This window comes from Mycobacterium sp. Soil_C_30, from assembly GCF_057656995.1.
The window spans coordinates 19267-36644 of record NZ_JBDGJH010000029.1 but is presented as its reverse complement, the minus strand read 5'-3'; the positions used below and the strand labels follow the sequence as shown (position 1 = coordinate 36644).

The 17378-nt window shown below is 67.6% G+C and carries 16 protein-coding genes; 6 read left to right on the top strand and 10 right to left on the bottom strand.

The genetic code is table 11. The features are described 5' to 3' along the window. Positions 1–11 precede the first annotated feature (11 nt). Genes AC3A6P_RS33010 through AC3A6P_RS32990 form a run of 5 tightly spaced genes read left to right on the top strand, consistent with a single transcriptional unit; the run spans position 12 to position 6992 of the window. Positions 12–1316, top strand: coding sequence for an MFS transporter (locus AC3A6P_RS33010; RefSeq protein WP_487696607.1), 1305 nt, complete (start codon positions 12–14; stop codon positions 1314–1316). Between the two features lies 1 nt (position 1317). Further along, positions 1318–2484 (top strand): L-rhamnose isomerase, encoded by a 1167-nt coding sequence (gene rhaI / locus AC3A6P_RS33005; RefSeq protein ID WP_487696606.1) that lies wholly within the window; start codon positions 1318–1320, stop codon positions 2482–2484. Between the two features lie 5 nt (positions 2485–2489). Next, positions 2490–4526 (top strand): bifunctional aldolase/short-chain dehydrogenase, encoded by a 2037-nt coding sequence (locus tag AC3A6P_RS33000; RefSeq protein ID WP_487696605.1) that lies wholly within the window; start codon positions 2490–2492, stop codon positions 4524–4526. Beyond that, positions 4523–5962: a rhamnulokinase gene (locus AC3A6P_RS32995; RefSeq protein WP_487696604.1), complete on the top strand. Its 1440-nt coding sequence runs from the start codon at positions 4523–4525 to the stop codon at positions 5960–5962. Before AC3A6P_RS33000 ends, AC3A6P_RS32995 begins: the two co-directional genes overlap by 4 nt. 31 nt (positions 5963–5993) lie before the next feature. Continuing rightward, entirely contained in the window at positions 5994–6992 is a 999-nt protein-coding gene (locus tag AC3A6P_RS32990; protein ID WP_487696662.1) for a LacI family DNA-binding transcriptional regulator, read from the top strand. 7 nt (positions 6993–6999) lie between these two features. Here AC3A6P_RS32990 and phoU read toward each other — a convergent pair whose 3' ends face one another. The 7 genes from phoU to AC3A6P_RS32955 all read right to left on the bottom strand — a co-directional run bounded on the left by phoU (position 7000) and on the right by AC3A6P_RS32955 (position 12771). Continuing rightward, entirely contained in the window at positions 7000–7665 is a 666-nt protein-coding gene (phoU, locus tag AC3A6P_RS32985; protein ID WP_487696603.1) for a phosphate signaling complex protein PhoU, read from the bottom strand. 70 nt (positions 7666–7735) lie between these two features. Further along, the gene (locus AC3A6P_RS32980) at positions 7736–8893 is read right to left on the bottom strand and encodes an NAD(P)/FAD-dependent oxidoreductase (RefSeq protein WP_487696602.1); all 1158 of its coding nucleotides are present in this window, start codon (positions 8891–8893) and stop codon (positions 7736–7738) included. 5 nt (positions 8894–8898) lie between these two features. Beyond that, entirely contained in the window at positions 8899–9333 is a 435-nt protein-coding gene (locus tag AC3A6P_RS32975) for a type II toxin-antitoxin system Rv0910 family toxin (RefSeq protein ID WP_487696601.1), read from the bottom strand. A gap of 271 nt (positions 9334–9604) precedes the next feature. Then, complete coding sequence (locus tag AC3A6P_RS32970) at positions 9605–9928, bottom strand: putative quinol monooxygenase (protein WP_487696600.1); 324 nt, start codon at positions 9926–9928, stop codon at positions 9605–9607. Between the two features lie 10 nt (positions 9929–9938). Further along, positions 9939–10964 carry an NAD(P)-dependent alcohol dehydrogenase gene (locus AC3A6P_RS32965; RefSeq protein WP_487696661.1) on the bottom strand — a complete coding sequence of 342 codons (1026 nt, stop codon included), beginning with the start codon at positions 10962–10964 and terminating at the stop codon, positions 9939–9941. A 5-nt stretch (positions 10965–10969) separates the two neighbouring features. Beyond that, the gene (locus AC3A6P_RS32960) at positions 10970–11710 is read right to left on the bottom strand and encodes an iron-sulfur cluster assembly protein (RefSeq protein WP_487696599.1); all 741 of its coding nucleotides are present in this window, start codon (positions 11708–11710) and stop codon (positions 10970–10972) included. A 2-nt stretch (positions 11711–11712) separates the two neighbouring features. Further along, complete coding sequence (locus AC3A6P_RS32955; RefSeq protein WP_487696598.1) at positions 11713–12771, bottom strand: amidohydrolase family protein; 1059 nt, start codon at positions 12769–12771, stop codon at positions 11713–11715. Positions 12772–12936: 165 nt separating this feature from the next. Between AC3A6P_RS32955 and AC3A6P_RS32950 the strand changes: the two genes are divergently transcribed. Then, a complete protein-coding gene (locus AC3A6P_RS32950) occupies positions 12937–14397 on the top strand; it encodes an AAA-type ATPase lid domain-containing protein (RefSeq protein WP_487696597.1) in 1461 nt (486 codons plus the stop codon). On the opposite strand, the gene AC3A6P_RS32945 is transcribed toward AC3A6P_RS32950, so the two are convergent. From AC3A6P_RS32945 to AC3A6P_RS32935, 3 genes are all read right to left on the bottom strand, one after another. Then, positions 14390–15844 carry an adenylate/guanylate cyclase domain-containing protein gene (locus tag AC3A6P_RS32945; RefSeq protein WP_487696660.1) on the bottom strand — a complete coding sequence of 485 codons (1455 nt, stop codon included), beginning with the start codon at positions 15842–15844 and terminating at the stop codon, positions 14390–14392. The genes AC3A6P_RS32950 and AC3A6P_RS32945 overlap by 8 nt on opposite strands. Before the next feature lie 13 nt (positions 15845–15857). Further along, positions 15858–16448 carry a TetR/AcrR family transcriptional regulator gene (locus AC3A6P_RS32940; RefSeq protein ID WP_487696596.1) on the bottom strand — a complete coding sequence of 197 codons (591 nt, stop codon included), beginning with the start codon at positions 16446–16448 and terminating at the stop codon, positions 15858–15860. A 68-nt stretch (positions 16449–16516) separates the two neighbouring features. Next, entirely contained in the window at positions 16517–17344 is an 828-nt protein-coding gene (locus tag AC3A6P_RS32935) for an SDR family oxidoreductase (RefSeq protein ID WP_487696595.1), read from the bottom strand. Positions 17345–17378: the final 34 nt, after the last annotated feature.

The window sequence follows — 17378 nt, the reverse complement described above, 5'->3', positions numbered from 1 at the left end:
GAGGACATCGTATGAAAATCGGAGCACGCTCCACGACCGGCTGGCGGGCCACCATCGCCGTCGCCATGTCGAACTACATCGAGGCCGGCTCGATCATCGCCATCGCCACCAGCCTCGCGTTCTGGCAGGCCGAATTCGGCATCAGCAATTTCGCGGTGGGGTTGCTGGCGGCACTGAGCGCCAACGCCTTCGGCGCGGCCATCGGCGCCATCCTCGGCGGACCCCTGTGCGACCGCTTCGGCCGCAAGGCGATCTACACCTACGATCTGCTGGTTTACATGGCCGGCGTGCTGTTGGCCGCCTTCGCCGTCAACTTCACCATGCTGTTGGTGGCGTTCATCGTGACCGGTATCGCCGTCGGCGCCGGTGTGCCCGCATCGTGGACCTACATCGCCGAACAGGCGCCCTCGGTGGAGCGCGCCAAGCACGTCGGTACCGCGCAGCTGGCCTGGTCGGTGGGCCCGCTGATCGGCTTCGCGCTGGCCGCCGCCCTGGCCCCGATGGGCCTGCTCGGTTCCCGGCTGATCTTCCTGCACCTGTTCGTGGTCGCCGCGATCGTCTGGTGGGTGCGCCAGGGGCTGGAAGAGTCGAAGATCTGGTCCGAAGAAGGGAAAGCCGAAGCGTCCGTGACCCTGGGCGCCCGCGGTCTGCGCGGCCTGTTCTCCCGCAAGGTCAACATCACCGCCCTGCTCTTCCTCGGCGGCATCTACCTGTTCTGGAACACCGTCGCCGGCCAGGCCGGCATCTTCATGCCCCGCGTCTACGACACCGCCGGCCTGCACAGCCCGGTGGCGCAGAACCTGCTGCAGGTGCTGGTGTGGGGTTGCACGGTGCTGGCCACCTACTTCGGCTTCATGCGCTACGGCGACCGGGTGTCGCAGAAGAAGCTCTACATCGGTGGCGCCGCGCTGGGAATCGTCGGCTGGATCGTCCTGGTGGCCTTCACCGACGGCGGCGTGCCCACCATGCTGATCTTCGCGGTGCTGTGGGGAATCTCGTCCGGCCTCGGCGCGCAGGCCTTCTACAGCCTGTGGACCAGTGAGCTGTTCGCCACGCCGTACCGGGCCAGCGCCCAGGGCGTGATGTTCTTCGCGGTGCGTACCGCGACGGGCCTGCTGAGCTACTTCTTCCCGACCCTGCTGGCCGCCACCGGCCTGACGGTCGTCGGCCTGTTGCTGGTCGGTCTGCTGACGGTAGCCTTGATCATCGGGGCCATCTGGGCGCCCCAGACGCAGGGAAAGACGTTGCAGCAGATCGAAATCGAGCGCTATGGCCAACCGGTGCAGGATCCGGCGGCCGGAAAGGCAGTGGTCTGAAGTGACGCAGAAAACCTTCACTGGCGAGACCTTCGACAACCTCGCGATCGAACTCCCGTCGTGGGCGTTCGGTAACTCCGGGACACGTTTCAAGGTGTTCGGGACACCGGGCACGCCGCGCACCATCGAGGAGAAGATCGCCGACGCCGCCACGGTGCACCGCTTCACCGGGCTGGCGCCCGTGGTGGCTTTGCACATCCCGTGGGACAAGGTGGACGACTACACCAAGCTGGGCGCCTACGCCCGCGAGCACGGGGTGGCGCTGGGGACCATCAACTCCAACACCTTCCAGGACGACGAGTACAAGTTCGGCAGCCTGACCCATACCGACAAGATGGTGCGGCAGAAGGCGATCGATCACCATCTGGCGTGTATCGAGATCATGGACCAGACCGGCTCGCGGGATCTGAAGATCTGGCTGGCCGACGGCACCAACTATCCGGGCCAGGGCGATATCCGCGGCCGCCAGGACCGGCTCGCCGAATCGCTGGCCGCCATCTACCAGCACATCGGCGAAGGGCAGCGCCTGGTGTTGGAGTACAAGTTCTTCGAGCCGGCCATGTACATGACCGACGTCCCGGACTGGGGCACGTCCTACGCACAGGTCAGCGCACTGGGAGACCGGGCCAAGGTCTGCCTGGACACCGGCCACCACGCGCCGGGAACCAACATCGAGTTCATCGTCGCTCAGCTGCTGCGGCTCCGGAAGCTGGGTTCCTTCGACTTCAACTCACGGTTCTACGCCGACGACGACCTGATCGTCGGGGCCGCTGATCCGTTCCAGCTGTTCCGCATCATGTTCGAGGTGATCCGGGGCGGTGGGCTGGAGAGCGGGTCGGATCTGGCGCTGATGCTGGATCAGTGCCACAACGTCGAAGCCAAGATCCCGGGGCAGATCCGCTCGGTGCTCAACGTCCAGGAGATGACCGCGCGCGCCCTGCTGGTCGACACCGAGGCGCTGACCACAGCGCAGGAGACCGGTGACGTGCTGGGCGCCAACGGAATCTTCATGGACGCCTTCTACACCGATGTCCGTCCCACGCTGGCTCAATGGCGCAGCGAACGGGGGCTGCCGGAGGACCCCATGCGTGCCTTCGCCGAATCCGGATACCAGAACACCATCAACGCCGAACGTGTCGGCGGAACCCAATCCTCGTGGGGAGCCTGAGAAACATGACCAACCAGACCGTCCAAGACCTGATCGCCCGGTCAAACCGGCTGGGCTCTGACCCGAAGAACACCAACTACGCCGGTGGCAACACCTCGGCCAAGGGCAGCGAGACCGACCCGGTCACCGGCGAGCCCGTGGAACTGTTGTGGGTCAAGGGTTCCGGGGGAGACCTCGGCACCCTCACCGAGAAGGGCCTGGCGGTACTGCGGCTGGACCGGATGCGCGCGCTGGTGAACGTCTACCCCGGCGTGGAACGCGAAGACGAGATGGTGGCGGCGTTCGACTACTGCCTGCACGGCAAGGGTGGCGCGGCGCCGTCCATCGACACCGCCATGCACGGTCTCGTCGACGCCCCCCATGTCGATCACCTGCACCCGGACTCCGGTATCGCGCTGGCCACCGCCGCCGACGGTGAGGCGCTGACCAAGCAGATCTTCGGTGACCGCGTGGTGTGGGTGCCGTGGCGGCGTCCCGGATTCCAGCTCGGCCTCGACATCGCAGACATCAAGAAGCGCAACCCGCAGGCCATCGGCACCATCCTCGGCGGTCACGGCATCACGGCGTGGGGTGACACCTCCGCCGAAGCCGAGGCGCATTCGCTGGAGATCATCGAGACCGCGCAGCGCTACATCGACGCCAACGGGAAACCGCAGCCCTTCGGCGGCGCACTGGAGGGCTACGCGGCCCTGCCCGACGAACAGCGGCGCACCAAGGCCGCCGAGCTGGCCCCGTTCATCCGCGGTCTGGCGTCCACCGACAAGGCGCAGGTCGGTCATTTCAACGATGACCCCCGGGTGCTCGAATTCCTTGCCAGCAGCGAACATCCGCGACTGGCCGCGCTGGGTACCAGCTGTCCCGACCACTTCCTGCGCACCAAGGTCAAGCCGTTGGTGCTGGACCTGCCCGCCGACGCCCCGGTCGACAAGTGCCGCGAGCGGCTCACCGAACTGCACGAGGCTTACCGCGCCGACTACCAGGCCTACTACGACCGGCACGCCGACGCCGACAGCCCAGCGATTCGAGGCGCCGATCCGGCGATCGTGCTGATCCCCGGCGTGGGGATGTTCAGTTACGGCAAGGACAAACAGACCGCGCGGGTGGCCGGCGAGTTCTACCTCAACGCCATCAACGTGATGCGCGGCGCCGAGGCCATCTCCACCTACGCCCCGATCGACGAGTCGGAGAAATTCCGCATCGAGTACTGGGCGCTGGAAGAGGCAAAACTGCAGCGGATGCCGAAGCCCAAGCCGCTGGCCACACGCATCGCGCTGGTCACCGGTGCCGCCTCGGGTATCGGCAAGGCCATCGCCACCCGGTTGGCCGCCGAAGGCGCCTGCGTCGTCATCGCCGACCTGAACGCCGACAAGGCTGCCGAAGCCGCGAAGGAGATCGGCAACTCCGACGTCGCCGTCGGGATCGCCGCCGACGTCACCGACGAGGATGCCGTGCAGGCCGCCGTCGACGCCTGCGTGCTGGCCTTCGGTGGCATCGACATCGTGGTCAACAATGCCGGTCTGTCGCTGTCGAAGTCGCTGCTGGAGACCACGGCCGCGGACTGGGACCTGCAGCACAACGTGATGGCCCGCGGGTCGTTCCTGGTGTCGAAAGCGGCCGCCAAAGCGCTGATCGACCAGAAGCTCGGCGGCGACATCATCTACATCTCGAGTAAGAACTCGGTGTTCGCCGGCCCCAACAACATCGCCTACTCCGCCACCAAAGCCGATCAGGCGCACCAGGTTCGGTTGCTGGCCGCCGAGCTGGGCGAGCACGGGGTCAAGGTCAACGGCATCAACCCCGACGGTGTGGTGCGCGGATCCGGCATCTTCGCCGGCGGCTGGGGCGCCAAACGTGCTGCGGTGTATGGGGTTCCGGAAGAGGAGCTGGGCAAGTACTACGCGCAGCGCACGTTGCTCAAGCGTGAGGTGCTGCCGGAGAACATCGCGAACGCGGCGTTCGCGTTGTGCACGTCGGACTTCTCCCACACCACCGGGCTGCACGTGCCGGTGGACGCCGGTGTGGCCGCCGCCTTCCTGCGATGACGGGGTCCGTCGCCGCGGTCGACCTGGGGGCCACCAGCGGTCGGGTGATGCTCGCCGAGGTCGGGCCGGACCGGCTCGAGATGCGGTCGGTGGCCCGGTTCGCCAACGATCCGGTGTCACTGTGGAACGGCCGCCGCGACGCTCTGCACTGGGATATCGCGGGTCTCTACCGCAACGTCGGCGAAGGTCTGGCCGCGGCCGGACACGAGGCGCCGGACCTGGCGGGTATCGGCGTGTGCTCGTGGGCCGTCGACTACGGCCTGCTGCGCGACGGCCGGCTGTTGTCGACGCCGCACCACTACCGTGACGAGCGCACCTCGCGCGGTGTGGAGTTGGTGCACGCCCAGATCGGCCCCGAGGAGCTCTACCGTCGCAACGGTATTCAGTTCCTGCCGTTCAACACCGTCTACCAGCTGGCCGCGGAGAAGGCCGACGGGCTGCTCGATCTGGCCGACACCGCGCTGCTGGTGCCCGACCTGATCAACTACTGGCTCACCGGTGTCCGCGCCGCCGAACGCACCAACGTCTCCACCACAGCGTTGTTGACGTTGGAGGGGGCGTGGGACACCGAGCTGATGCAGCGGCTGGGCCTGCCGACATCGCTGCTGCCGGAGCTGGTGGAGGCCGGCAGTGTGCGCGGGCCGCTGTTGGCCGACGTCCGTGCCCGGCTGAGCCTGCCGGTGAGCGCCGAAGTGGTGTCGGTGGCCTCGCACGACACCGCTTCCGCAGTTGCCGCCATCCCGATGCGTTCGGAGAGGGCCGCCTACATCTCCTGTGGCACGTGGGGGCTGGTGGGTGTCGAGCTGCCCGCTCCCGTCGTCACCGATGCGGCGCGGCAGGCGAACTTCACCAACGAGGTGGGCACCGACGGCCGGATCCGGTTCCTGCACAACGTCATGGGCATGTGGCTGCTCAGTGAGACCGTGCGCCAGTTCGACCGCGACGGGCACCGCCTCGAACTCGGTGTCCTTCTGTCCGAGGCCGCCGAAATGCCCAGACCCGCTGAAGTTTTCGACACCGACGACCCTCGTTTCCTGCCACCCGGCGACATTCCCGGCCGGATCGCGCAGTGGTACACCGAGCGCGACCTGCCCGCACCGAACGGCCCCGCCGCGATGGTGCGGGCCATCGTGGAGAGCCTGGCCGCGGCGTTTGCCGGCGCGGTGCGCACCGCGGCGGAGCTGACGGGTGTGGACGTCAGCGAGGTACACATCGTCGGCGGTGGTTCACAGAACGAACTGCTGTGCCAGCTCACCGCCGACCGGCTGGGGATGCCGCTGCTGGCGGGCCCCGTCGAAGCGACCGCGCTGGGCAATGTGCTGCTGACCGCGCGGGCGCGTGGCTTGGTGACCGGTGACCTGGAATCGCTGCGGGCCCTGGTGGCCGCGCGCTTCCCGGTGCGGCGCTTCGAACCCCAGGCGGCTGCCGTCGGTTGAAGTCATCTGGTGTGATGGTCGCGTGGTGAGCATGCGTGACGTGGCCGCGGCCGCTTCGGTGTCGATCGGGACCGTCTCCAACGTCCTCAACGCTCCGGGCAAGGTCGCACCTGCCACGGTGGCGCGTGTCCAGGCGGCGATCGACGAGCTCGGCTTCGTCCGCAATGACGTGGCCCGTCAGCTGCGGGCGGGCCGGTCCCGCAGCGTCGGGCTGGTGGTACTCGACGTCGGCAACCCGTTCTTCACCGATATCGCGCGTGCCGCCGAGCACCGGGCCGGGGAGCTCGACCTGACCATCCTGCTCGGCACCTCCGATGACGACCCCCACCGCGAACGCACCTACATCGACACCTTCGACGAGCAGCGGGTGTTCGGCCTGCTGGTCTCACCGATCGGCGACGACCTGAGCCGGCTGGCCGCGCTGCAACGGCGCGGTACGCCGGTGGTGCTCGTCGACCGGGACGGCAGCGGCACCCCCTTCGATTCGGTGGCCGTCGACGACATCGCCGGCGCGCGGATGGCGGTGGCGCACCTCGGCGAGGTCGGCCGTCGCCGGATCGCCTTCGTCGGCGGGCCCGCCGAGCTGCGGCAGGTCCGTGATCGGCGGACCGGCGCCCAGCAGGCCGTCGACGCCATTCCCGGCGCGCAGCTCGAGGTGATCAGCACTCCGGCCCTGACGGTGCTCGAGGGCCGCGCCGTCGGAGAGCTGTTGCGTGACCGGCCGGCGAGGCTGCGCCCGGACGCCGTGTTCTGTGCCAACGACCTGCTGGCCATCGGTGTGTTGCAGGCGCTGACGCTGATCGGGGACCTCCGGGTGCCCGAGGACATCGCCCTCGTCGGTTACGACGACATCGACTTCGCCCGGTCTGCGGTGATCCCGCTGAGCTCGATCCGCCAGCCCACCGCCCGGATCGGCGGCACCGCGGTGGACCTGCTGATCGACGCCGCCGAAGATCCGGCCAACCACCGCCCGGATCATGTGGTGTTCCAACCGGAACTGGTGATCAGGGCCTCCACCCAGGGCGGGTGAGGTTCCGTTATTCGGCCGGCGGTGGGGAGTCGGTGAGCTTGGAGCCGGTGGTCTGGAAGATGATCCGCCGGGCGATGTCGACGGTGTGGTCGGCGAACCGCTCGTAGAACCGGCCCAGCAGCACCAGGTCCACGGCCGCGGCCACCCCGTGGCGCCAGTCCGCCCCCAGCACGACCGTGAACAGGTGCCGGTGCAGGCTGTCCATGGTTTCGTCGTCTTGCAGGATCTGTTTCGCCCGCCCCACATCGCCGGAGAGCACCACCTCTTGTGCACTGCGGGCCAGGGCGACCGCCACCTCACCCATCTCGGCGAAGTATCCGTCCACCTCTTCGGGCAGGACCCGGGCGGGATGACGGCGACGGACGATGCGCGCGACGTGTGCGGCCAGACCGCCCATCCGATCGGCGTCGGCCGAGGTCTGCAAGGCGCCGACGACGGCCCGCAGGTCGGACGCGACGGGGGACTGCAGGGCCAGCAATTGGAAGGCGTCGTGCTCGACCTGATTTTTCATGGTGGTCAGCTGGTCCAGTTGCGTGATGACATCTTCGGCGGCTTCCAGATCCGCCTGCAGCAGCGCATGCGTGGCCCGCTCGATTGCGCCACCTGCCAGCGCACACATCCTCGCCAGGTTGGACGCCAAGTCATCGAGGTGCTGGTGGAATTCGGTGCGCATGCTTTCTCACGGTCAAGATCAGCTAATAAAGCCGCATATTACCCACTGCGCTCGCCGGTAAACCGAACGGTCACCGCGGCGGTGCCGCTGCCTGCTCGATCAGCTCTTTGCCGGCGTCGTAGTCGTCGTCTGCGTGGTAGGTGAGCACCCCGACGGCGGCGCCTCCGTCGTCGGTGTACCAGACCGTGAATCCGCTGCCGTGCTCGACCAGCCTCGCATCCGAGAACCCGTCACCCCACGCGTGGTACTTGATGGTGGCTTCGCCGATGGTGCTCCAGAACCCCGGCGCCGAATCCCACCGAGCTGCTTCCCCGGCGGCCACCGTCCCGGCGATGCTGCCCTGGTCGACGGCGTCTTGCCAGTGCTCGACGGCGAGATGACGCCCGGCGGTGTCGTTGAAGGCGAAGGCGAGATCGCCCGCGGCGAAAACATCGGGGGCAGAGGTGCGCATATCGCTGCCCACCACGATCCGGGAATCCCGCACGTCGAGTCCGGCGGCCTCGGCGGGACCGCTCTGCGGCGCGACACCGGTGGCGGCCAGCACCAGGTCGGCTACCAGGCGGGTGCCGTCCTCGAGCAGCACCGCGGTGCGGTCGGCGCTCTTCTCCAATGCCTTCACCGTCGACTCGGGGTGGTAACGCACCCCGGCGCGCTCGACCAGTTGCCGCACCCGCTGACCGGCCTCGTGGCCCAGGCGCTTGACCTGAGGTGCCGGATCGGGGGCCACCAGGTCAACCGAAATGCCCTGCGCGGCAAGCGAAGCCGCCGCCTCGCATCCGATGAAGCCGGCACCGATCACCACCGCGGTCTCCGCGCGCTTCGCCGCTGCCTTCAAGGTCACCGCGTCGGTGGCCGACCGTAACTGCAGAGCCAACTCGGAGCCGGGCACCGGTAACGGCACCGGCGCGGCGCCGCAGGCCAACACCAAGGTGTCGTACTCGAAGCGACGGTCCCCGGCCGTCACGGATTTCTGCGCGACGTCCACGGCTTCGACCCGCACCCCATGGGTCACCTCGATGGACCGGTCGCGGTACCACTGCGGCGGGTGCAGGGCGATGTCGTCGGCGTCCCCGCGCAGGAACTCCTTGCTCAGCGGAGGACGCGCGTAGGGCGGGTCCGGGTCAAATGTCAGGATGCGCACGGGTGCGTCCGGGCGGTGTTCGCGAAACGCTTCCGCGGCGCTGACACCGGCGGGACCGCTGCCGATGATCAGCAGGCCGGCGGGCATGGGACTCACACCGGACGCAGCGAGGCCAGGTTCTCCACGGACCTGCGCACGTCGGATTCGAGCACCCTGGCCACCAGCGACCCGACCGGGCCGTTGAGCAGCCCGCCGGTCAGGCGCGCGACCAGGTGGAACGTGGAGCCTGGGTTGTTGTCGCTGATCGTCATGTCCAGCGCGATGTGCACGCCGCCCCGGCCGCTGCCCCTCATCTCGAGGCGTTTGAACAGCTCGAAGCTGGTCACTTCCCAGTGGATGACGTTGCGGAAACCCTTGACCTTGATCAGTGAGGACACCTTCGTGCCCAGTTGGACCTCGGCCGGAACCTCGCTCTTCCAGCCGCCGAAGATCGTCATCCATTCACCGAAGCGGTCGAGGTCGGATGCCAGCGCCCAGGCTTCGCGCGGTGACTGGTCGGAGGAGACAGACACGTCAACTGTGGCCATGGGTGTCTCTCTACCCGTTGCCCGTCGCCGCTAACCGCCTCATAGGTGGCGGCGCGTCAGTTGCACCCACCACTCCCGTCCGGCGCAGTCGGGACTGACGCAGCGCCGCTGGTCGCGTTTACCGTCGAGCGGAGCCGGTTCGGTCTGCCCGCCGCACACCAGACAACAACGTTCGTCCTGGCTTCTGGCCATGAAGACGGATATCCACCCGGGTCGCAGCCCTATCGGGAACAGCGAGGACGTTGTTGTCCGGTTGGTCACATCGGCGCTGTCAGCCAACCTTGATCTCACCCATCTCCGACCATCCGTCGGCGTCGATCGTGTGGCTGATGATCAGCGGCGTGGAAGCCAGCGCGTTCGGCGCTTCGGCGACGAACTTCTTGAAGTGCTCGCTGGTGACATGCTCCTTACCCGCATCACCGTCGCGGAACCCTTCGACCAGAACGTATTCCGATGGATCGTCGAGGCTGCGGGACCACTCGAAGAACAGGTTGCCGGGCTCGTTGCGGGTTGCCTGGGTGAACTCGGCGACGACGTCGGGGAATGTCTCGAGATACTCCTGTTTCGGCTTCCACTTGACCACGATGAATATCATCTGAGAACTCCTAAGGGGTGAGGATGGCGCGCCCGCGGACGTTGCCGGCGTCGAGATCGTTGATGGCGGACTGGAAGTCGTCGAGGGCGTACTTCTGGGTGTGCAGATTGACCGCGCCGCGGGCGGCCAATGCCATCAGGTCGCAGAGGTCGTTGTACGAGCCCACCAGGTTGCCGATGAAGTTGATCTCCGTCGAGATGATGTCAATCGTGGGCACGTTGATGTTCTCGCCGTACCCGACGACGTGATAGTCACCGGCCCGCCGCAGCATCGCCACGCCTTCGCTGGTGGCACCCCCTTCGCCCACGAAATCGACGACGGTCTCCGCACCGTGCCCACCGGTGAGGGTCAGCACCTGGTCCACCTGGGTGCCGTCGGCGACCACCCCATGGTCGGCGCCGATGGCTTCGGCGAGCTTGAGCGCCTCCGGATTACGGTCGACGACGATGAGTTCGGCGGGGGACAGGGCCTTGAGTACCTGAATCCCGATGTGGCCCAACCCGCCGGCGCCGATCACCACACACCGGTCCCGCGGGGTGAGGCGGCGCGCGGCCTTGGCTGCGGCGTGGTAGGCGGTCAGGCCGGCGTCGGCCAGTGCCGCCACATCCGAGGGTTCCAAGGAGTCGTCGATCTTGACCACGCTGCGCGCCGAGGTCCTCAGGTACTCGGCATAACCACCGTTGGTGTCGATTCCGGGAAAAGCGTTGGCCTCACAGTGCACATCGTCACCGGATCGGCAGGCGCGGCACAGCCCGCAGGTGATCAGCGGGTGGACGATCACCTTGTCGCCCTCGGCGACGTTGGTGACCGCGGCGCCGACGGCATGAACCCAGCCGGCGTTCTCGTGACCGATGGTGTACGGCAACTGGACTTGCGATTTCTCTGCCCACTGTCCCTCGAGGATGTGCAGGTCGGTACGGCACACGCCGGCGCCGCCGATCTTGATCACCACGTCGAAGGGGCCGGTGGTGGTGGGGACCGGGACTTCCTTCATCTCCAGATTCTGGTGGTAGCCGACCACTTGGACGGCGCGCATCGTGCTCATGACAGTGCTCCTTGCAGGGGGGACAGGGGAATCAGGGTGTGCGCCGAGGTGGGCGTGACGGGGTCGTCGTAGCGCGTCTGCAGCAGGCCGCGGCAGAAATGAGCGTTACCGTCGATCGAGATCCGGGTGGACCGGGCCCGGCGCAGGGCCAGCGGGACGTCACCGGCCGAGTAACCGCGGCCGGCATGGTCGACCATGACGAGATCGTCTGGCCAAGTTGACAATCCGAGCGCGACCCGGCGCCGTAACAGCGCTGCCGTGGTGCTGTCGTCGGGCAGCTCGCAGAGTGTGACAGCGCCCAGGCCCTCCTCGGTGCGCTCGGGGTCGGCCCTCAGCAGCGCGGTCAGGCAGCGTTCCATCGCCGCGGTGTGGGCCTTGCGCTTGAAGGTCTCGCGCAGCTCGTCCAGCGACTGGTCGGCTTCATGGCCGAAGGTGCCGCGATACCCGGCGTCGGTGGCCAGTCCGGTGTTGATGATGTCGGAGTCGTGGTGGTCGTCGAGCTCGACCACCACGTTGTTGGTCCAATCCAGCGCCGACAGAGCGTCTTTGGCGTCCGACGCCATCAGGTAGGCGAAGTTGGGTGAGCAGAACGAGGTCGGAAGACGCAGGTGCAGTTTCACGTTGAGCGCCGGACTGATCACCAGTGTGTGCACGAAACCGAGGTCGGTGATCGGTTCGTCGAGCTCCGGGTCGACCACCGTCGACAGCGCGGCCATCGCTTGTTGGTGGCGGCTCATTCTCACGCCCCCACCAGGTGGTCGGCATTCTCGGCGGTGTTGTCGGCGCCGCGCGGGCCGACTGCCGGGTCGTCTGCGGAGGGGATCTGCAGTTCGGCCGGCACCGGGATGTCGTACATCTTGGCTGCGTTGAGCCCGAGGATCTTGCGCTTCTGGTCTTCGGTGATCGCGGGGTATTCGCCGAGCTCGTCGGGAATCTGGAAGTCGACGAACGCCTCGATCAGCCAACGTGGCGTCCACAGCGCGTAGTCCGAGGAGAATTGGATGCGGTCTTCGCCGACCCAGTAGAGCAGCTCGCCCATGATCTGTGCGAAGTACTTGGGCCGGGTGTGGATGAAGGGCATCGCCACCGCCAGCCCGGCATGCACGTTCGGTTCCTGCGTGGCGATCCAGCAGAAGTCCTCCAGCCGGGGCAGGCCGCAGTGTTCGACGACGAAGTTCAGGTCGGTGAAGTCCGAGGCCACGTGGTCGATGTCGGCCACGTCGAACGCGTCGCGGTCCAGCGGGCGGATGGTCGGCCCCTTGTGTACGTGGATGTTGCGCACGCCGAGTTCGCGGCAGGCCTCGAAATAGCGGTAGGCCCACGGGTCGTCCATCCGCCAGCCGCGGGAGTCGCCGTGCCATTCGGCGGTGTAGAGCTTGACGCCTTTGAGGTTGTACTTCTTGGCGTCTTCACGGAACTGGTGCAGGCCCGCTTCGCCGTTGCGGGGGTCGAAGTTGTGGTTGTAGGTCAGCTTGTCCGGGTGCTTGGTGGCCAGCTCGAACGCTTCGTCGGTCTGGCCGAAACCCTTGTAGTAGAACTCGCCCAGCTGGGCGGGCTGAAAGATCGCGTGGTCGACATAGCCGTCGGTGAACAGGTCTTTCATCAGGCGTTCGCCGCCCTGATAGAGGTATTCCTCGTAGCTCCAGACTTCCGATTCGGGCGACAGGTTGCGGTGATAGTCGTAGAAGCAGTCGATGAACTGTTTGCCGTGGATATTGCGCTGATTCTCCGGGCGCGCATCCCACAAGGCGATGTGGGCGTCGACGATGAAGTACGTGGTGTCGTCCTTGCGGTACATGGGCTGGCCTCTCTCTCCTGTGACGGCTGTCACAGCACTGGCCTGAGAGTAGGTTCGCGAACCGGCTTCGCGGAGGGTCTGGGCGTCTCAATCTGAGACGCCACCTCGGCGGCGTGGAACCGGGCTCGATGTAATCTGGGTCACAGCGAAGGAGGGGCCGGCGGAGTGTCTGACGGAGTACCGGACCGAGTGCAACGGCAGCAGGAGGTGGACCGCGCGCTGCCGCGGCGCCTGCTGGCTTCTTGGCAGCGCAGCGAGGAGTACGGCGTGCCCCTGGAGTCGGTGGAACCGGTGTTCGCCGGCACCGAGAACCTGGAATCGCTGTTCGTCGAGTGCGGCAACGAGGTGCTCACCGACCTGCATCGGACGCTGTCGGCCGAACCGGTCAGCATGATGCTGACCGACGCCGAGGGAGTGGTGTTGAGCCGGCTCTCCGGTGACCACAGCCTGCTGCGGGCCCTCGATGACGTGCACCTGGCGCCCGGGTTCGCCTACTCCGAACGCGAGGTCGGCACCAACGGGCTGGGACTCGCGTTGGCCGACCGGGTGCCGACGCTGGTGCGTGCCGACGAGCACTACGCGTTGAATCTGTGCTCGTTCACCTGCGCGGCGGTACCGGTGCTGGATCCGGTCAGCGGGCGGCTGGAGGGCAGCGTCAACTTCACCACGTGGTCGCAGTCGTCCAGCGACTTGTTGCTGGCCCTGGCGCGTTCGGCGGCCAGCAACACCGCCGCGCTGATGCTGGCCCGCTCCAGCGGCCGACGGCCCCGGCCGACCTCCCGTGGTCAGGTGTTCCGGGTCGAGATGCCGCGGCTGGAACCGGGATCCGGCACGTTGCACCAGTTGTCCGAGGCGTGGAACCAGGTGGTGGCCCGGGCCGAACGTGCCATGGCGTCGCGCCACGTGGTGGCCGCCATCGGCGAGCCCGGCGTGGGCCGGGCGACGCTGCTGGCCCAGGCGGCCCGCCATGTGTATCCGCGGGATCGCATCCTGTCCGCGGGGGTGCCCGCGCCGTCGGACACCTCGACCTGGCTCGAACTGTGGGCGCCGGAGCTCGGCAAGGCCCACACCGCCGTCGTCGTGCGTGACGTCGACACCCTGCCCACCTGGGCGGCCGAGCGGCTCCGCGACCTGGTGGCGCAGACTTCCAGCGTGCCGTTCGCGATGACCGCCGAGCGGTTCACCGACATCCCGGTCGCCCTGTCCGGGCTCGTCGACACCGTGGTGGAAGTGCCGCCATTGCGTGACCGCAGTGCCGATGTGCTTCCCCTGGCCGCACACATCGCCAGACGCACCCGCGGTCGTGACGTCCAGATCAGCCCGGCTGCCGCGCGTGCTCTGAAGAACTACGGCTGGCCCGGCAACGTCGATCAGCTGTCCCGGGTGGTGGCACAGGCGGCGGGCCGTTCCGACGTCGTCGACGTGGCGATGCTGCCGTCGGAAGTCCTCGCCGGCGACACCCGGCACCTGTCCCGGATCGAGGCGTTCGAGCGCGGCGAGATTGTCCGGGTCCTCGGTACCGGGGCGCCCACCATGGCCGAAGCGGCGCACGAGCTGGGGATGAGCCGGGCCACGCTGTATCGCAAAGCGGCGCAGTACGGTATCGACGTCTCGCGGCCTAAGTAGGCACGCTGAGGTCGGTGGCACTGGAGCGGCCGCGCAGCACTTCGGAAACTTCGGTGCGCCAGTTCTTCTGCTCTGCCCCATCGGCGCGGGTCAGGGCGGCGCCCGAACACGCCACGCGGCCCGTCAGCGTCTTGGCCCGGTCGGCGAGCCGCGCTGCTTCGTTGACCGGGTCACCGACGACGGTGTACTCGAAGCGGTTCAGTGCGCCGAGATATCCGGCGAACACCGGCCCGGCCGACACTCCGATACCGAAATCGACCTCGGGGACATCACGCATGCGCTGTGCCAGGTCGCGGGCGGTGGCCAGGGCGTCCGTGGCGGCTGCGGCGTTGTGGATCGGGGCGCCGAACACCGCGAGTGCGGCATCACCTTGGAACTTGTTCACGAATCCGTGGCCCTGATCCACCGCGGCCACCACGGTCTGGAAGAAGCGGTTGAGGGTGTCGGCCACGTCCTGCGGTGGGCGGGCCGCCGCGAACTGGGTACTGCCGGTCAGATCGACGAACAGCACCGCGACCTCCCGGACATCGCGGTAGAGCGTGGTGTCGCGCTGCACCAGCAATGTCACCAGATCCGCGCCGACGTGCCTGCTGAACAGGTCGCGCAACCGGTCACGTTCGCGCAGACCGGCCACCATCCGATTGAAACCGCTTTGTAGGCGCCCTATTTCGGAACGCTCGTAGACGTCCACGGTGCGCCTGATGTCACCGCGCTCCACGTGGGCCATCGCGTCCACGACATCACGCACCGGGTCGGAGATCGACCTCGACACCACGATGATCGCCCGCAAGCCCCACAACACCGCCACCACCGACAGCACCAGCACGGGCACCTCGATGGAGCCGGAGTCGGAGATCACCACCCCACGCGCGCGGGCGACGATCAGCAGCGCGATACCGACATTGGGCAGCGCACAACACAACACCCACATGGTGATCAACCGGGCCAGCACGCCGGGCGCGGTGTCGCGGGAGCCCAGTGTCGGGGCGGCGGCAGCGGTGATGGGCCGCAGCGTGCGCATCGTCAGCAACAGTGCGGTGCACACCGCGGCGGTGACCCCGAAGAACACCGCGGGTGCGGTCAGCAGTGCCACGTCCGCGGCGTGGCGTGGATCGGCCAGGACCGTGACGGCGCCACTGGCCACCCAGACACCGAGCAACAGCAGCGACTGCCGCCTGGCGATCCCGATGGCGGCACGGCGTTGTCGCGCAGTGGGTTCCGACCCCGGCACGAACCAACGCAGCGACGGCGTCACGTTGGCGATGCTGCCCACGGCGACGACGGTGATCGCCGCGACCACCACGGTGACGATCAGCACCGCGTTCTGGTCCCGGAACAGGGCCTGCGCCGAACCGGTGGTCTCGGGGCGCAGGGTGGTCATGATGAACAGGACCTCGGTGACGGCCAGGATGTGGGCGATGGTGACGCCGGCCGCGTAGCGAAACACCAGGCGGGCCGCCTCAGGTGAGAGTCGCTTCACCCACCCGGACCCCGATGCCGCTGAGACAGAACCGCACCAGGTGTTCGACATCTTCCTGCGGTGGCTGCCGCCCCGAGCCCACGTAACGACGCAAGGTGCCCATGGTGCAGTGGAACACCGCGTCCGCGTCGCGGCCGGCGTCGACGCGGCCCATCTGCTGCAGTGGCGCGGTCAGCAGTTCGCGCAGCGGCTGCATCATCTCGTCATTGGGGGCCGACATCTGCGCCACGGTGGCGTGGCACAGGGTGAACAGGTGCGGGTCGGTGACCTGGTCCAGCAGCCCGCGCACCCAACGGCCGAGCTTGGCCGCCGGCTCGCATTCGCTGTCCATCTGCTGATGCAGGTGCGCGGTCACCCGGCCGATACCGCGTTGCATCACGGCGAGTATCAGGTCGTCCTTGCCGGCGAAGTGGCGGTAGAACGCCTTGTTGCAGGTGCCGGCTTCGCCGATGATGTCGCTGACCTTGGGTGCATCCGGCGCGGTGCGCGACATCACCCGGACCGCGGCGGCCAGGATTCTCTCGATTTCCTCGGCGGCCTCGGTGCGTCGCTCGATCTGCTCGATCGTCATGGTGGCCGTCACCTCCATTCGCGTGTGAGAATAGTCCTCTCGTTATGCGCAATGGAGGTTTCCGCGAACTAGTCCGCGTCGAGGAAGAGATCGAGGATCGGCTTGTCCCCGCCGCCGTAGCGGGAAAGGTCGGTGACGCCGGCGTCGCCCAGCACCTCGGAGTCGATGTAAGCCTGCCCCGTCGCGCGTCCGCGCAGGATCGCAACGGCGGCATCAGCCATGATCTGCGGGCTGCGGGACGCCTGCGCCAGTTCGTCTCCGCCGGCGAGATTGCTCACGGCGGAGGTGGCGATGTAGGTCTGCGGCCACAGGCAGTTGGCCGCGATTCCGGCCTCGCGAAATTCTTCCGCCCAGCCCAGGGTCAGCAGCGTCATCCCGTACTTCGACAGGGTGTAGGTGGGATGGGCGCCGAGCCAGTACGGGTTGAGGTTCAGTGGCGGCGCGATGGTGAGAATGTGCGGATTCGACGATGCCCGCAGGTGCGGAAGGCACGCCTTGGTCAGCAAAAACGTTCCGCGGCAATTGATGTCGAGCATCAGATCGTACTTCTTGGCGGAAAGCTGCTCGGTGCCGTCGGTGGCGATGGCGCTGGCGTTGTTGACGCAGATGTCGACCCCGCCGAACCGCTCGACGGCCGCGGCCACGGCGCGCTGCACGTCGTCCTCGTTGCGGACGTCACCCACCACGGCAACCGCCTGACCGCCGGCCGCCTCGATGTCGCGCACCGCGGTGTAGACCGTGCCGGGCAGCTTCGGGTGCGGCTCGGCGGTCTTGGCCAGTAGCACCACGTTGGCACCTTCGCGGGCCGCGCCCACCGCGATCGCCAGACCGATTCCGCGGCTGGCGCCGGAGATCACAAGGGTGGCGCCACGAAGGCTGGAGCTGTTCTCGGGCATGTTTCTCCGATGGTCGGGTCCGGCTATGAGCGGG

Excerpts from the sequence above, each read along its gene's own strand:
- AC3A6P_RS32980 (WP_487696602.1), bottom strand. The coding sequence starts at position 8,893 with ATGCCCGCCGGCCTGCTGATCATCGGCAGCGGTCCCGCCGGTGTCAGC.
- AC3A6P_RS33000 (WP_487696605.1), top strand. The coding sequence starts at position 2,490 with ATGACCAACCAGACCGTCCAAGACCTGATCGCCCGGTCAAACCGGCTG.
- phoU (WP_487696603.1), bottom strand. The coding sequence starts at position 7,665 with ATGCGCACCGAATTCCACCAGCACCTCGATGACTTGGCGTCCAACCTG.
- AC3A6P_RS32990 (WP_487696662.1), top strand. The coding sequence starts at position 5,994 with ATGCGTGACGTGGCCGCGGCCGCTTCGGTGTCGATCGGGACCGTCTCC.
- AC3A6P_RS32965 (WP_487696661.1), bottom strand. The coding sequence starts at position 10,964 with ATGCGCGCCGTCCAAGTGGTCGGCTACCACCAGAATCTGGAGATGAAG.
- AC3A6P_RS32975 (WP_487696601.1), bottom strand. The coding sequence starts at position 9,333 with ATGGCCACAGTTGACGTGTCTGTCTCCTCCGACCAGTCACCGCGCGAA.
- AC3A6P_RS32935 (WP_487696595.1), bottom strand. The coding sequence starts at position 17,344 with ATGCCCGAGAACAGCTCCAGCCTTCGTGGCGCCACCCTTGTGATCTCC.
- AC3A6P_RS32940 (WP_487696596.1), bottom strand. The coding sequence starts at position 16,448 with ATGACGATCGAGCAGATCGAGCGACGCACCGAGGCCGCCGAGGAAATC.
- AC3A6P_RS32995 (WP_487696604.1), top strand. The coding sequence starts at position 4,523 with ATGACGGGGTCCGTCGCCGCGGTCGACCTGGGGGCCACCAGCGGTCGG.
- AC3A6P_RS32955 (WP_487696598.1), bottom strand. The coding sequence starts at position 12,771 with ATGTACCGCAAGGACGACACCACGTACTTCATCGTCGACGCCCACATC.
- AC3A6P_RS33010 (WP_487696607.1), top strand. The coding sequence starts at position 12 with ATGAAAATCGGAGCACGCTCCACGACCGGCTGGCGGGCCACCATCGCC.
- AC3A6P_RS32960 (WP_487696599.1), bottom strand. The coding sequence starts at position 11,710 with ATGAGCCGCCACCAACAAGCGATGGCCGCGCTGTCGACGGTGGTCGAC.
- AC3A6P_RS32970 (WP_487696600.1), bottom strand. The coding sequence starts at position 9,928 with ATGATATTCATCGTGGTCAAGTGGAAGCCGAAACAGGAGTATCTCGAG.